Origin of the sequence: Methylobacterium indicum (assembly GCF_017347565.1) — a bacterium.
GTDB lineage: Bacteria > Pseudomonadota > Alphaproteobacteria > Rhizobiales > Beijerinckiaceae > Methylobacterium > Methylobacterium indicum.
The window spans coordinates 4771033-4785636 of sequence record NZ_AP024145.1 but is presented as its reverse complement, the minus strand read 5'-3'; the positions used below and the strand labels follow the sequence as shown (position 1 = coordinate 4785636).

Sequence of the window (14604 nt, the reverse complement as noted above, 5' to 3'; positions counted from 1 at the left end):
GGATAGTCGAGAAAAGATGGTGAGCGCGCTGGGACTCGAACCCAGGACCTACAGATTAAAAGTCCGTTGCTCTACCAGCTGAGCTACGCGCCCGTGCTCCCGGGATGACGACGCGGCGCTGGTGGGCCGGCCCTGGTCCTGTTCGGAGCATGGGCGGACATAGGGGGTTGACGCGGCCGGGTCAACCGGGAGACCACGGTCGCCCACAGAAGCCCCGCCGCGATGGTCCCTGCCCCCGCCCCGCCCGCCGATTCCGCGACCGCACCCGCCGCGGCCTGGCGACGTTTCGCCGGCCTCCTCGTCGGGGCCGCGGGCGCGATGGGGCTCCTCGTGCTCGGCGTCGTGACGCTCCTCGATCCCTATGGACTGCGCGCCGCGCCCGGGCGGGCGCCGGGGCCGATCATGGATCTCAACCAGCGCTTCATGTACCCGCAGGTGGTGCGGGGCGGCGCTTACGACGCGGCGGTGTTCGGCACCTCGACGGCGCGGCTCCTCGACCCGCACGCTCTCGACCGGGCCTTCGGCGGGCACTTCGCCAACCTCGCGATGAATGCCGCGACGCCCTGGGAGCAGACGCAGCTCGCCCGGCTGTTCCTCGCCCGGACCGACGCGAAGGCGGTGCTGTTCGGCCTCGACGCGCCGTGGTGCGAGGCGGATGCGGACGCGAGGCGCCTGACCTTCCGGGCCTTCCCGCCCTGGCTCTACCGCGAGCCGCTCGCCTGGACCGCCCCCTTCCATCAGTGGAACCAGCAGAGCGTGGAGATCGCCGGGCGCGCCCTGCTGCACCGCCTCGGGCGCATGCCGCCGCGCATTCGCGGCGACGGCTACGAGGTCTTCACCCCGCCGGAATCCCAGTACGACGCGGCCCGGGCCGCGGCCCATATCCACGGCGACGCGCCCGCGGCCGACGCCGCGCCCGGGGCCGATCCCGCGACCCCGGCCCTGCCCTGGCTCGACGCGCTGCTGGGCCTCGTGCCGGCGGATGCCCTCAAGCTCGTCGCCTTCATGCCGGTCAACGTGGCGGCGCAACCCCGCCCGGGCAGCGCCGGGGCGGCGCGGGAGGCGGTCTGCAAGGCGCGGGTGGCGGAGATCGCCCGCCGGCACGGCGCGACGCTGGTCGATTTCCGCATCCCGTCCTCCGTGACGCGGGACGACACCCAGTACTGGGACGCCCTCCATTACCGTCTGCCGGTCGCCGGGCGCATCGTCGATGCCCTGCGCCGGGCGGTGGACGCGAAGGCCGACGATCCGGACGGGTTCTACCGGGTGCTCGCCGCGCCGCGCATGACGGGGCCGTGATCAGGCGGCCCGGTCGCGCTCCGCCTTCTGCCAGCCCTCGCGGGTCTCGCCGATGAAGTCCTGGAGCCTCCCCTCCGCGATGGCCTTGCGCAGGCCGGCCATCAGGTCCTGGTAGTAGGACAGGTTGTTCCAGGTCAGCAGCATCATCCCCAGGATCTCGCCGGCGCGGACGAGGTGGTGCAGGTAGGCCTTGCTGTAGAGGTTGGCCGCCGGGCAGGTCGATTCCGGGTCGAGGGGGGTGTTGTCCTCGGCAAACCGCGCGTTGCGCAGGTTGAGGCGGCCGTGGCGGGTATAGACCATGCCGTGGCGGCCGGCGCGCGTCGGCATCACGCAATCGAACATGTCGATGCCGCGGCTCACCGCCTGGACGATGTCGTCGGGCGTGCCGACTCCCATCAGGTAGCGGGGCTTCGCGGTCGGCAGGTGAGGCTCGACGGTCTCGATCATGGCGAGCATCGTCGCCTGCGGCTCGCCGACCGCCAGCCCGCCGACCGCGTAGCCCTTGAGGTCGAGATCGACCAGGGCCTTGGCGCTCTCGACGCGCAAAGCCGGGATGTCGCCGCCCTGGACGATGCCGAACATCGCCTTGCCGGGCTGGTCGCCGAAGGCGATGCGGCAGCGCTCGGCCCAGCGTAAGGACAGCCGCATCGCGCTCTCGATCGCCGATTCGGGCGCGGGCAGGCGCACGCATTCGTCGAGCTGCATCTGGATGTCGGAGCCGAGCAGGCCCTGGATCTCGATCGAGCGCTCGGGGCTGAGCAGGTGCGTCGAGCCGTCGAGATGCGACTGGAAGCGCACTCCCGTCTCGTCGAGCTTGCGCAAGCCCGCGAGCGACATGACCTGGAAGCCGCCGGAATCGGTCAGGATCGGATAGGGCCACTGCATCATGGCGTGCAGGCCGCCGAGACGCGCCACCCGCTCGGCGCCCGGGCGCAGCATCAGGTGGTAGGTGTTGCCGAGCACCACGTCGGCGCCGAGCGCCTTCACCTGCTCGGGATACATCGCCTTGACGGTGCCGGCGGTGCCGACAGGCATGAAGGCCGGGGTGCGGATGACGCCCCGCGGCATGCGGATCTCGCCGGTGCGGGCCGGGCCGTCGGTCGCCGCGACGGTGAAGGTGAAGTGGTCGGTCATCGCGTCTCCGCCCGGAAGAGCAGGCTGCTATCGCCGTAGGAATAGAAGCGGTAGCCGCGTTCGATCGCGGCCGCATAGGCCGCTCGCATCGGCTCGAGCCCGGCAAAGGCCGAGACGAGCATGAACAGGGTCGAGCGCGGCAGATGGAAGTTGGTCATCAGCACGTCCACCGCGCGGAAGCGGTAGCCGGGCGTGATGAAGATGTCGGTGGCGCCGGTCCAGGGCCGGATCGTGCCGTCGGACTCGGCAGCGCTCTCCAGGAGCCGGAGCGCCGTGGTGCCCACCGCCACGATGCGCCCGCCCGTTGCCCGCGCCCGGTTCAGGGCCTCGGCGGCGTCGGGCGTGATCTCGCCGATCTCGGCATGCATCCGGTGCGCGTCGGTGTCGTCGGCCTTGACCGGCAGGAAGGTGCCGGCGCCGACATGCAGCGTCACCCGCACCTGCTGCAGGCCGGCGGCCTTGCAGGCCGCCAGCAAGTCGGGGGTGAAGTGCAGGCCGGCGGTGGGGGCGGCCACCGCACCGGGCTCGCGGGCGTAGACCGTCTGGTAGTCGGCGGTGTCCTGCGCGTCGGTCGGGCGCTTGGCGGCGATGTAGGGGGGCAGCGGCAATTCGCCGAGCGCCGCCACCGCCTCGTCGAGGGCCGGGCCTGAGAGGTCGAAGGCGAAGGTGGTCTCGCCCCCCTCCCCGCGCTCGACGATGGTGGCGTCGAGGCGGGTGAGCGCGCAGGCCTCGCCCTCCCCGGCCGCCCCGAAGCTGACCCGGTCGCCGACCTTCAGGCGCTTGGCCGGCCGGGCGAAGGCGCGCCAGCGATCCGGGGCCTCCCGCAGATGGAGCATCGCCTCGAGCCGCACCGTGGTGCCGTCCCGGTGGCGCAGGCCGCGCAGGCGGGCCGGGATCACCCGGGTGTCGTTGAAGACCAGCACGTCGCCGGGCCGCAGCAGGCCGGGGAGATCGCGCACGATGCGGTCCTCCGGGAGGCTGCCGGGATGCAGCAGCATCAGGCGGGCGCCGTCCCGCGGCACCGCGGGCCGGAGGGCGATGCTGTCCTCCGGCAGGTCGAAATCGAACAGGTCCACGCGCATCGCGCCCTTCAGCCAGGATTCCGCCGCCGGATCAATGGGGCTCGCGTACCCGCGGGCGGGAGCATGGCGTATTGGTCCGTCGCGCCCCATCTGAGATCGCGTCGTCCCAGTTCGCCCCGGAGTCCCGTCATGCCCAGCCATCCGACCCTCGATGCCGAGCTCGTCGTCTGGTGGGAGTGCGAGGCCGAGCGGCTGGAGAGCCTCGCATCCTCCGCCCGCTTCGGCTTCACGCGCCGGCACTACGCCCGCAAGGCCGCCGCCGCCCGGGCGCGGGCCCAGGTGTCGCGCCTGCGCGAGCAGGCCCGGGAGCCGTCGGCCCGCCCCGCCATCGGCTGACCGGTCCGGACCTGACCCAGAGGAATAGCCGACGTCCGAGGTTTTAGCCGGGGCTAAGACCTGTGCCGTGGCCTTCCGGGAGGCGGCGCCGTATGGGAGCGGCGCCGCGCCGCGGCGGCGCCCTCCGCGCCGCGGCCACGCCCTCGTGTCTCGGAACATCGTCATGGAACGTGCGCAAGCCGCCGCCCTCGCCAGCGCCGGGGTCGGCCTCCTGGTGCTCGGCCTCAAGTTCTTCGCCTGGTGGATCACCGGGAGCCTCGCGCTCTACTCGGACGCGCTGGAGAGCATCATCAACGTGGTCGCGGCGATGACGGCCTTCGTGGCCCTGCGCGTCGCCGCCCAGCCCGCCGACCAGAACCACCCCTACGGCCACCACAAGGCCGAGTACTTCTCGGCGGTGATCGAGGGCGCGCTGATCATCGTCGCGGCGATCGTCATCCTGCGCGACGCCTACGACGCGCTGCAGGCGCCCAAGACCCTCGACGCGCCGCTGATCGGCGTCGCGGTGAACGGGGTGGCCACCGCGATCAACCTCGTCTGGGGCGTGATGCTGGTGCGGCGCGGCCGCGCCTGGCGCTCGCCCGCCCTGGTGGCGGACGGCAAGCACGTGCTGGCCGACGTGTTCACCTCCGGCGGCGTGCTGATCGGCCTCGGGCTCGCCACCGCGACCGGCTGGGCGATCCTCGATCCGGTCATCGCGGTCGTGGTGGCGCTCAACATCCTGTGGTCGGGCGGCGCCATGGTGCGGGATTCGGTGAGCGGCCTGATGGACCAGGCCGCCCCCGCCGAGATGGTGACGCAGATCCGCCGGCTGATCTCGGAGCACGGCGAGGGCGCGCTGGAGGCGCACGACGTGCGCACCCGCCATGCCGGCCAGGTCACCTTCATCGATTTCCACCTCGTGGTGCCGGGCGAGATGACGGTGGCGGAATCGCACGCCATCTGCGACCGGCTCGAAGCCGCGATCGAGGGCGCGGTCGAGGGCGCCGTGGTGACGATCCATGTCGAGCCCGGCGAGGAAGCCAAGCAGCGCGGCCTACCGGTTATCTGAGGACCGGCCCCTTGCGGGGGGCCGACCCCACCGGCGACAACGCCCCCGCAACGGAGGACCGACGAGCGTGACGGGTGCGGACGACGACTACGTGTACGACGAGGCGACGGGCGAGTGGCGCCCGGCGAGCGAGATGCAGGCCGCTCCGACCCGCGAGGTGCGCGACGCCGCCGGCAACGTGCTCACCAACGGCGATTCGGTCACCCTGATCAAGGACCTGAAGGTCAAGGGCGCCAACCAGACCCTCAAGCAGGGCACGGTGATCCGCTCGATCCGGCTGACCGACGATCCCGACGAGATCGATTGCCGGCACGACACCATCAAGGGCCTGGTGCTGCGCACGGAGTTCGTGCGCAAGCGGTGAGGCCGCCCTCATGGTCACCCCAGAGCGGCGAAAGCAGAACCTGGGATCCTTACCCGCATCCAGTCCGAGGTGGATCGAGACGCAATCCACCTCGCTTTTCGAATGGTCGTAGATCAAGAGTTATAATTTTATATTCGGACTATGTTCTGAAGCGCGCTCGTAGTATGGCGAGCCATAAAAATTTTTGCCGCTTTCCACAATGATTTCATGCCATAAAGGCAAGACCCATCGTGCGGGCTATTCGCAAAATGCGCAGTTCGCAAAAATAGTGCAATGATTTTTGTTAAATGAATAATCCATATTGCGGTTTCGCTCGCGCTGGTAGATAATACATGAAGGATTGGAAATCTGATCATTGCGCTCGGGGGTGAATGGCAATCATGCGACTCGTCAGTTCTTGTAGTGTATTTTTTGTATTGAGCATGTCGTGCCTGCTTGCTGCCGGATGTGATAGATGGACCAGCCTTGCAAATATCACCAAAGAGACAATCACAGATAATTGGCCCGAACAGTATCTGGAGGCCATCACAGCAGCCAACAAGGGCGACTGCCGCGAATCTTGGAAAAGCCTCTGGCCGCTCGCTAAGCGGGGTGACCGAAATGCTATCTATCTTCTGTCCGAGATGCTGCTGGAGGGGATGGAAATCACAGTAAATTCAAATTATAAGAAAGACGCTTTTCTATTTTATTTATATTCGTTAGGCTCGAGAGACGCGTATTCTATATATATCAGCAGATCAAACCCGAAGTATCATCATTCAGAATTTATCAAGAGATTTGAAAAGCAGGATCTCGGTGAATTGAGTCAGGTCTATCAATGCATCAAGAATAATCACGAGTCGGATTGTCTCAAAGAGTATAAAGAAAAGGGGATTATACCAAATTTCAATAAATTTACATCCGATATCGAAAGGCAAATAAAAAATCATAAGACGATCTTCGGATGCCACATATTTCTAGGATAAAATATCGGAGTTTTAGATTGTTGGGCCTAAAACTCCGATTAGGCAGTTGACTATCAGAATTTTTGAAAAACCGGCACCATCCGGCGCATCGCCTCGGTGAGGTCCGCCGCCGAGCGGGCGAAGCACAGCCGCAAAAACCCTTCTCCGCCGGGCCCGAAAGCCGAGCCCGGAGCGAGCCCGACATTCGCCTGATCGACGATGCGCTTGGCCAGGCGGACGTCGTCCGGCTCGGCCGGCACCCGCGGAAAGGCGTAGAAGGCGCCCGGCGGCGCCGGCAGCTCGACGCCGGGCACGGCGCTCAAGGCTTCGGAGACGATGGCGCGCCCGGCGCGGGCCTGGGCGATCTGCTCGGCCACCAGTGCCTCGCCCTCGCGGATCGCCGTGATCGCGGCGTGCTGCAGGAAGGTGGCGACGCCGGACGTGCCGTAGAGGACGAGCCCGTCGACGATCCGGCCGATCGAGGCCGGTCCCTCGAGCCAGCCGACGCGCCAGCCGGTCATCGCCCAGTTCTTGGAAAACGTCTGGACGAACAGCACCCGGTCGCGGTCCTCCGGCTGCCAGACGTCGCGGATCGAGGGCGCCCGGCCGAGGGTTTCGTGGGCCGGGTCGAAGCAGAAGCGGCCGTAGATCTCGTCGGCGACGATCCAGAGGTCGTGGCGGCGGGCGATCGCCAGCACCGCCTCCAGATCGGCCCGGGTCGCGACCCAGCCGGTCGGGTTCGCCGGGGTGTTGAGCACGATGGCGCGGGTGCGGGGCGTGATCGCGGCGGCGATCCGGGCGATGTCGAGGCTCCAGCCGTTGCCCGCGTCGAACTGCATCGGCACCGGGACGGGCTTGGCCCCCTGCATCGCGACGGCACCGAAGAAGTTCGACCAGGTCGGCGTCGGCAGCACCACCTCGTCGCCGGGCTCGGCGGCAATGCGGATCGCGGTGTGGAAGGCGTGCATGCCGCCGACCGTCACGAAGAACCGCTCCGGGCCGACCGGATCGCCGTAGAGCCGCGAGACGTACTCGGCCAGGGCCTCGCGGAGCGGCGGGATGCCGAGCATGCGGGTGTAGAAGGTGGCGCCGTCGCGCAGCGCCCGCTGGGCCGCCTCGGCGATGAAGGCCGGGGTCGGCCGGTCGCCCTCCCCGACCCAGAGCGGGATCAGGCCCGGTCGCTCGACGCCGTAGGCCACGAGCTCGCCGATGCCGCTCGGCCACACCCCGGCGGCCTCGCGGCTCACCGGCGGCATCGTGTCGGGCAGGGGCGTGACGGTCATGCTGGGACTCACCGATGGAACGGGGAGACCCAGGCATCGCAAGCGGTACGCTCCGGCGCAAGCCGGGGCGTGTGGGGGTCAGATCCGCGTGGCGATGAAGAACCAGCGGGTGCCTTCGAGGGAGCCGGTCTCGCTCAAGGGAACGAACGGCCCCTCGTCCGAGCGGCAGAAGTGACGCTTGAACCGGTCGGCGGGGAAATAGCCGAGCAGCCGGTCGACCGAGCCGCCGAACTTTTCGAGGCCCGCGCCGCCATGGACCTCGATGAACCAGTTCGGGATCCGGTCGAGGGAGGCGCCTGCGCCGTCCAGCACCGCGCATTCGAAGCCCTCGACATCGACGTAGACGATGTCGGGGGTGCCGAACTCGGCCGCGAGGCTGTCGATCGACCGGCTCTTCACCTGGACCTTGCCGTGGGTGCCGGCGCCGCCGTCGACCTGGCCGTTCAGGCTCTCGTTGAACTCCAGCACCCCGTCCTCGCTCGCCGCGGCGGCGTGCAGGATGGTGAGGTTGCGGGCGCCGTTCTGGGCGACGTTCTCGTTGGCGACCCGGGCGTTGTGCGGGTTGGCCTCCAGGGCCACCACGCGGCCGGTGGGGCCGACATGATGGGCGAGCTGCAGCGCCACCACGGCCTGATGGGCGCCGAGGTCGAAGACCGTCGCGCCGTCCTTCAGCGCACCGCTTTCCTTGAAGAACGCGATCTCGGCGAGCATCCCGGAATCATGGTCGTACCATTCGGCGCCGACCGGGTCGCACAGGCTGACGGTGAGGTCGATCCCGCCGAAGCGGTGCGTCACGACGCGTCGCTCGAAGGTCTTCAGCGAGCGCTCCAGCTTGGCCCGCCGCGCCATGGACTGCATCCATGGCGGCATCAACTGCTTGGACAACGCCGTCAACATGGAAGGAGTATCCCTCATCCCGATTGCTGCGTCGTTCATAGCAGGTCGGGGGCGGGGGTCCGAAGCGGCTTCCGGTTTCTCGGTTAAGCGTCCCGGTGGTGAAATGCCGAGATCCCACGACCGCTCGTCAAGAGTCGGGTGAGGGATCGCGGTATTCCGGACGGGTCGTGCCCATGCGCGGGACCCCTCGGGAGAGAGGTCCCGCGCGATGGCTCAGACAGGCCTTTTACCTCTTCATCCCTTGCGCACCAGGATGATCGTCCCGAGCGGCGGCAGGGACAGGGTCAGCGAGTGGTCCTGGCCGTGCGAGGCCTCCGCCACGGCGTCGACTCCACCGTAATTGCCGACATTGCTGCCGCCATACCCTTCGGCATCCGAGTTGAACGCCTCGCGGTAATGGCCGGCCATCGGCACGCCGATGCGGTAGCCGTGGCGTACGACGGGGGTGAAGTTCGACACCACGATCGCGATCTCGCCGGGCGCGCGGCCCTTGCGGGCCCAGGCGATGACGTTGTTCTCGGCATCGTCCGAGACCAGCCACTGGAAGCCGGCGGCCTCCGTGTCGCGCTCGTAGAGCGCCGGGGTCGCGGCGTAGAGATGGTTGAGGTCGCGCACCAGATCCTTCAGGCCGGCATGGAAGGGGTCTTCCAAGAGGTGCCAGTCGAGGCTCTGGTTGTGGTTCCACTCCCGCTCCTGGCCGAACTCGCCGCCCATGAACAGGAGCTTCTTGCCGGGATGCCCCCACATGAAGCCGAAATAGGCGCGCAAATTCGCGAATTGCTGCCAGCGGTCGCCCGGCATCTTGCCGAGCAGCGAGCCCTTCCCGTGCACCACCTCGTCGTGGGACAGGGGCAGGATGAAGTTCTCCGAGAAGGCGTAGAGCAGCCCGAAGGTCAGGTCGTGGTGGTGGTAGCGGCGATGCACCGGCTCTTTTGATATGAACCGCAGGGTGTCGTGCATCCACCCCATGTTCCACTTGAAGCCGAAGCCGAGGCCGCCGGTATAGGTCGGGTGCGAGACGCCGGGCCAGGAGGTCGATTCCTCCGCCACCGTCATCGTGCCCGGCGCGTGGCTGTAGGTCGCCTCGTTGGTCTTGCGCAGGAAGTCGATCGCTTCCAGGTTCTCGTTGCCGCCGTACTGGTTCGGGATCCACTCCCCGGCCCGGCGCGAGTAGTCGAGATAGAGCATCGAGGCCACCGCATCGACCCGCAGGCCGTCGAGGTGGTAGTGCTCGAGCCAGAACCGGGCGTTGCAGGCCAGGAACGCCGAGACCTCGGTGCGCCCGAAATTGTAGATGTAGGTGCCCCAGTCCTGGTGGAAGCCCTGGCGCGGGTCGGCGTGCTCGTAGAGGTGGGTGCCGTCGAACTGGCCGAGGCCGTGGGCGTCGAGGGGGAAGTGGCCCGGCACCCAGTCGAGCAGGATGCCGATGCCGGCCTCGTGCGCCGCGTTGACGAACTCGGAAAAGTCGTCGGGCGAGCCGAAGCGGCTGGTCGGCGCGTAGAGCGAGACCGGCTGGTAGCCCCAGGACCCGTCGAACGGGTGCTCGGTGATCGGCAGGAGCTCGATATGGGTGAAGCCCATCTCCTTGGCGTAGGGGATCAGGCGCGCGGCGAGCTCGCGATAGGTGAGGTAGCGGTTGCCCTCCTCCGGCACCCGCGCCCACGAGCCGAGATGGACCTCGTAGATCGAGATCGGGCTGTGGCGGTGGTCGATCGCGTTGCGGCTCTCCATCCAGGCGCCGTCGCGCCAGGCGAGCTTCGGCAGGCCTTCGAGCCGGGACGCGGTCTCGGGCGGCTGCTGGGCCGCGAAGGCGACCGGGTCGGCCTTGAGCGGCAGGAGCGCGCCGTCGGGGCCGCGCATCTCGAACTTGTAGTGCCCGCCCCGCTTCAATTCGGGAATGAACAGCTCCCAGACGCCGCCATCCTGCCACAGCCGCATCGGGTGGCGCCGGCCGTCCCAGTCGTTGAAGTCGCCGACGACCGAGACGCGCCGGGCATTCGGGGCCCAGACCGCGAAGCGGAAGCCCGGCGTGCCGCCGATCTCGACCTCCTGCGCGCCCAGCACCCGGTGCACCGCGTCGTTGCCGACGTCGCGCAGGAGGCCGATCTCCCCCTGGTCGAGGGTGGCGCCGTACTCGTAGGGGTCGCGCCGCAGGCGCTCGGTGTTGTCCCAGCCCTCGACCGCGATGCGGTAATCGGGCCGCTGCGGGTGCGGGAGGCTGGCGATGAAGAAGCCGGCCGGGTGGCGCCGCTCCATCGGCACGCGGGTATCGCCGACGACGACCGTGGCGGCGCGGGCCTCCGGCAGCACCGCGCGGATCTCCCACTGGCCCTCGGCCGTCTCGTGGGGGCCCAATACCGAGAAGGGATCGCCGTGCTCGGCCCGCATCATCGCCTCGACGGCGTCCGGGTGGACCGCGTAGGCGCGGCCCGCCACCGGGGGACGGACGGGCCGGGTCGGCGCCGGGCCCGAGACGCGGGGCGAGGACGCCGCCTGCATGGCGGCGACGCGCAGCGACACCGGCTGGCCGGAGGTGGGGCCGCGGCTCGTCGTCTTGCCGATCGGGGAGGCCTTGCCGGTCGGGGAGGCCTTGTCGGTCGGGGGAGCCTTCGCGGCGGCATCCGTCGGTGCCGCGGTGGTCGTCACGGTCTCGGTCACGCGCGGCTCAGGCGGGCGGGCGGTCGGGCGCCGGCGAGCGGCCGGCTTCCGGGCGCTGGTCTCGTCGTCCATGGGTCTCGCACCTCTCCAAGCGGGTTTTCGTCGATGTGGTCGCGGGTCTCGCACCAACCCGCGACCCCTGAAATCGATACGGGCGACGCCGCGATGCGCCGCCGCCCGTGGGGTGTCAGTCGGCCAGGATGGCCAGGACGCCGCGGGCCGGAATCTCGATCCAGTCCGGACGGTTGTTGGCCTCGTAGTCGATCTCGTAGAGCGCCTTCTGCAGCAGGCAGAGGCGCAGCAGGCGCTCCTGCGTCGCCGCATCGGTGACGGCGGCACGGCTGCCCTGCACGGTGGCCGCATAGGCCTCCAGGAACGCGCCGCTCACCATCCCGCGCCAGGCGGACACGGCGGTCTTGGCCCGGTCGCCGGCCTCCGCGAAGCGGGAGGCGACCTCGCGGCTCACGGTCTCGCCGCCATAGGCGAGCGAGCGCAGGATGCCGGCAACGTCGCGCAACGGCGTCGACTTCGCCCGGCGCTCGTCCACCGGCCGCGACGGCTCGCCCTCGAAGTCGACGATGATGAGGTCGTCCTGCGAGGCCAGAACCTGGCCGAGATGGTAGTCGCCGTGGATGCGGGTCCGGTGGGCGCCGGCCGGCGCCTCGCGGCTCAGGGTCTCGATCAGCGCCTCGATCCTCGTCTTGGCGTCGAGCACCGCGGCGGCCGCCTCGCGGGCGCCCTCCGAGGCCGCAGCGCCCAGCGCGTTGCAGGCGCGCAGGGCCTTCTCGGCCTGGCGGCGCGTGTCGGCGGCGAGCGCCGCGAGATCGTCGCCGGTGAACGGCTCGGCGGCAAAGGCCGGGTCGTCGGTCTCGGTGGCGAGCGCCCGGTGCATCTCGGCGGTGCGCTGGCCCAGAAGCGCAGCCCAGCGCAGATGCGTGGCGAAGGCGTCCTCGGGGGCTGGCGCCTCGCTCTCGGGCACCAGCACGAACGTGTCGAGGTCGCGCCGGAGGTATTCGAGCATCAGGGTCCAGGCGTCGCCCTGGTTGCGCACGAAGGCCTGGAGCAGGCCGAGCGCCGTGGCGGTGCCGTCGGGCCCGACATGCTCGACCACGCCGAGGAGCGCCGGGGTGTTCTTGAAGCCCGCCTCCTCGGTGAGGAAGCGGCCGACCTCGACCTCCGGGTGGTCGCCGGGCTGGAGCCGGCGCAGGAGCTTCAGCATCAGCCGCGAGCCGAACGCGATCGAGGTGTTGCTCTGCTCCGCCGACAGGCGGCGGATGTCGGCCGGGTCGAGCTCCATCTCGGGGTCGAAGGCCGAGGTCGCCCGGAAGCGCAGGCTGCCCTTCTCCGAGGCGATGTCGCGGTTGTTACGGATCGCGTCGACCATTGCGAGGGCGAAGTCGGTCGAGGAGGCGGCGCCGTAGAGGAGGCCCATCCGCGGGCCGCGGCGCACCCGGGCGACCGCGTGGTCCATCAGCGACTCGTCCTCGCGGTTCTCGTCGACCGCGAGCGGCACGAAGTAGTCCTGCGTGTCGCCGTTGCCGAGCGAGACGGCGATGCGCGGCAGCAGGAAGCCGCCGGTGCCGCTCGCGGAGGGCAGGATCGCGCTGTCGGTGACCTCGACCGAGCGGATGCGCGAGCCCTTGGCGCCGAACCAGCGCCGCGAGCCGATGAAGCGCGGCGCGACCGTGCGCTCGAAGGCCTGGCGTTCGCGGCCCCGCATCAGGGTCTCGACGCCGCCGGTGAGCACCAGGGTGAACAGTTCCGGCGCCTCGGGGCTCGGGCCCATCGTGCCGGCATTCGCCGTCGAGAGCGAGAACCAGTAGAAGCCGTAGGCCGGCATGGTGAGCAGGTACGGCAGGTCGCCGATCGGCGGGAACGAGGTGCCGCCGGTCAGCTCCACCGGCACGGCGGTGCGGAGATCCGACAGGTCGAGCTGCACCGCCTGCGGCGCCCGCGACAGGTTGGCGACGCAGAGCACCCGCTCGTTGTCGTGCTCGCGAATCCAGGCCAGCACCTTGCGGTTGTCCGGATAGAGGAAGCGCAAGGCGCCGCGCCCGAGCGAGACGTGGTTGTTGCGGATCGCGATCATCCGCCTCGTCCAGTTGAGCAGGCTGGTCTGGGCGCGGGCCTGCGCCTCGACGTTGACCGCGTCGAAGCCGTAGATCGGGTCCTGGATCGTCGGGAGAAAGAGTCGGGCCGGGTCGGAGCGCGAGAAACCGCCGTTGCGGTCCGGCGACCATTGCATCGGCGTGCGCACGCCGTCGCGGTCGCCGAGATAGATGTTGTCGCCCATGCCGATCTCGTCGCCATAGTACAGCACGGGCGTGCCGGGCATCGAGAGGACCAGGAACTTCATCAGCTCGATCTTGCGCCGGTCGTTCTCGAGCAGCGGCGCGAGGCGGCGGCGGATGCCGAGATTGATGCGGGCGCGCCGGTCGGCGGCGTAGAAGCTCCAGAGGTAGTCGCGCTCCTTGTCGGTCACCATCTCGAGCGTCAGCTCGTCGTGGTTGCGCAGGAAGATCGCCCATTGGCAGCCGTCGGGGATCTCCGGCGTCTGCCGCATGATGTCGGTGATCGGGTGCCGGTCCTCCTGCGCGATCGCCATGTACATCCGCGGCATCAGCGGGAAGTGGAACGCCATGTGGCATTCGTCACCGTCGCCGAAATACTGCGCGGTCTCCTCCGGCCACTGGTTGGCTTCCGCCAGCAGCATCCGGTCGGGATAGGATTCGTCCAGCGCGGCGCGGATCTTCTTGATGACCGTGTGGGTCTCGGGGAGGTTCTCGCAATTGGTGCCGTCGCGCTCGATCAGATAGGGGATCGCGTCGAGGCGCAACCCGTCCACCCCCATGTCGAGCCAGTAGCGCATCACCTCGATCACGGCCTCCAGAACCTTCGGGTTGTCGAAGTTCAGGTCGGGCTGGTGCGAGTAGAAGCGGTGCCAGTAATACGCCTTGGCGACCGGATCCCAGGTCCAGTTCGAGGCCTCGGTATCGAGGAAGATGATGCGGGTGTCGGTGTACTTCTCGTCGGTGTCCGACCAGACGTAGAAGTCGCGCCACTCCGAACCTTTAGGGGCGTTGCGGGCCTGCTGGAACCAGGGATGCTGGTCCGAGGTGTGGTTGATGACGAGCTCGGTGATGACCCTGAGGCCCCGGGCATGGGCCTCGTCCACGAAGGTGCGGAACTGGTCCATCGTCCCGTAGGACTGGTTGATGTCGCGGTAATCCGCGATGTCGTAGCCGTCGTCGCGCAAGGGCGAGGGGTAGAAGGGCATCACCCAGATCGCGGTCACGCCGAGGTCGCGGATGTAGTCGAGCTTCGCGGTCAGGCCGTCGAAGTCGCCGATGCCGTCGTTGTTCGCGTCGAAGAAGGACTTGACGTGCACCTGGTAGATGATGGCGTCACGGTACCATTGCGGATCGGTACGATCGATCATCGCGTCAGAGCCTCATTCGATCGGGTCGTGGCGCCGGGCTGAAGGCCTTTGCGGCTGTCGCCATGCTCGGGCTCAACGCGGGGCACCGGGGAGAGTTCGGAATGCCTGCCGGCGCGG

At 68.8% G+C, this 14604-nt stretch carries 10 protein-coding genes and 1 tRNA gene; 4 read left to right on the top strand and 7 right to left on the bottom strand.

Annotated elements, in window-relative coordinates; genetic code table 11:
• Positions 1-17: 17 nt before the first annotated feature.
• Positions 18-93, bottom strand: a tRNA-Lys gene (locus miv_RS22180).
• 129 nt (positions 94-222) lie between these two features.
• On the opposite strand from miv_RS22180, the gene miv_RS22175 reads away from it, so the two are divergent.
• Positions 223-1299, top strand: coding sequence for a hypothetical protein (locus miv_RS22175; RefSeq protein WP_207178911.1), 1077 nt, complete (start codon positions 223-225; stop codon positions 1297-1299).
• On the opposite strand, the gene tgt is transcribed toward miv_RS22175, so the two are convergent.
• Positions 1300-2433, bottom strand: coding sequence for a tRNA guanosine(34) transglycosylase Tgt (gene tgt / locus miv_RS22170; RefSeq protein ID WP_048426727.1), 1134 nt, complete (start codon positions 2431-2433; stop codon positions 1300-1302). It abuts the gene before it with no gap.
• A complete protein-coding gene (gene queA / locus miv_RS22165; protein WP_207178909.1) occupies positions 2430-3515 on the bottom strand; it encodes a tRNA preQ1(34) S-adenosylmethionine ribosyltransferase-isomerase QueA in 1086 nt (361 codons plus the stop codon). Before queA ends, tgt begins: the two co-directional genes overlap by 4 nt.
• Positions 3516-3644: 129 nt before the next feature.
• On the opposite strand from queA, the gene miv_RS22160 reads away from it, so the two are divergent.
• The 3 genes from miv_RS22160 (at position 3645) to miv_RS22150 (ending at position 5266) form a co-directional block, all read left to right on the top strand.
• A complete protein-coding gene (locus miv_RS22160) occupies positions 3645-3851 on the top strand; it encodes a hypothetical protein (RefSeq protein WP_048426729.1) in 207 nt (68 codons plus the stop codon).
• Positions 3852-4014: 163 nt separating this feature from the next.
• Positions 4015-4902: a cation diffusion facilitator family transporter gene (locus miv_RS22155; RefSeq protein ID WP_048426730.1), complete on the top strand. Its 888-nt coding sequence runs from the start codon at positions 4015-4017 to the stop codon at positions 4900-4902.
• Positions 4903-4969: 67 nt separating this feature from the next.
• On the top strand, positions 4970-5266 hold the full coding sequence (locus miv_RS22150) for an alkylphosphonate utilization protein (protein WP_048426731.1): 297 nt from the start codon (positions 4970-4972) through the stop codon (positions 5264-5266).
• Between the two features lie 1018 nt (positions 5267-6284).
• Here miv_RS22150 and miv_RS22145 read toward each other — a convergent pair.
• The 4 genes from miv_RS22145 to treS all read right to left on the bottom strand — a co-directional run bounded on the left by miv_RS22145 (position 6285) and on the right by treS (position 14487).
• On the bottom strand, positions 6285-7493 hold the full coding sequence (locus tag miv_RS22145) for a pyridoxal phosphate-dependent aminotransferase (protein WP_207178907.1): 1209 nt from the start codon (positions 7491-7493) through the stop codon (positions 6285-6287).
• Between the two features lie 78 nt (positions 7494-7571).
• The gene (locus tag miv_RS22140; RefSeq protein WP_207178905.1) at positions 7572-8342 is read right to left on the bottom strand and encodes an FkbM family methyltransferase; all 771 of its coding nucleotides are present in this window, start codon (positions 8340-8342) and stop codon (positions 7572-7574) included.
• A 282-nt stretch (positions 8343-8624) separates the two neighbouring features.
• Positions 8625-10781 carry a 1,4-alpha-glucan branching protein GlgB gene (glgB, locus tag miv_RS22135; RefSeq protein WP_244749074.1) on the bottom strand — a complete coding sequence of 719 codons (2157 nt, stop codon included), beginning with the start codon at positions 10779-10781 and terminating at the stop codon, positions 8625-8627.
• Positions 10782-11235: 454 nt separating this feature from the next.
• Positions 11236-14487, bottom strand: coding sequence for a maltose alpha-D-glucosyltransferase (gene treS, locus miv_RS22130; RefSeq protein ID WP_207178903.1), 3252 nt, complete (start codon positions 14485-14487; stop codon positions 11236-11238).
• Positions 14488-14604 lie beyond the last annotated feature (117 nt).

Excerpts from the sequence above, each read along its gene's own strand:
- miv_RS22145 (WP_207178907.1), bottom strand. The coding sequence starts at position 7,493 with ATGACCGTCACGCCCCTGCCCGACACGATGCCGCCGGTGAGCCGCGAG.
- miv_RS22140 (WP_207178905.1), bottom strand. The coding sequence starts at position 8,342 with ATGGCGCGGCGGGCCAAGCTGGAGCGCTCGCTGAAGACCTTCGAGCGA.
- tgt (WP_048426727.1), bottom strand. The coding sequence starts at position 2,433 with ATGACCGACCACTTCACCTTCACCGTCGCGGCGACCGACGGCCCGGCC.
- miv_RS22155 (WP_048426730.1), top strand. The coding sequence starts at position 4,015 with ATGGAACGTGCGCAAGCCGCCGCCCTCGCCAGCGCCGGGGTCGGCCTC.
- miv_RS22160 (WP_048426729.1), top strand. The coding sequence starts at position 3,645 with ATGCCCAGCCATCCGACCCTCGATGCCGAGCTCGTCGTCTGGTGGGAG.
- glgB (WP_244749074.1), bottom strand. The coding sequence starts at position 10,781 with ATGATGCGGGCCGAGCACGGCGATCCCTTCTCGGTATTGGGCCCCCAC.
- treS (WP_207178903.1), bottom strand. The coding sequence starts at position 14,487 with ATGATCGATCGTACCGATCCGCAATGGTACCGTGACGCCATCATCTAC.
- queA (WP_207178909.1), bottom strand. The coding sequence starts at position 3,515 with ATGCGCGTGGACCTGTTCGATTTCGACCTGCCGGAGGACAGCATCGCC.
- miv_RS22175 (WP_207178911.1), top strand. The coding sequence starts at position 223 with ATGGTCCCTGCCCCCGCCCCGCCCGCCGATTCCGCGACCGCACCCGCC.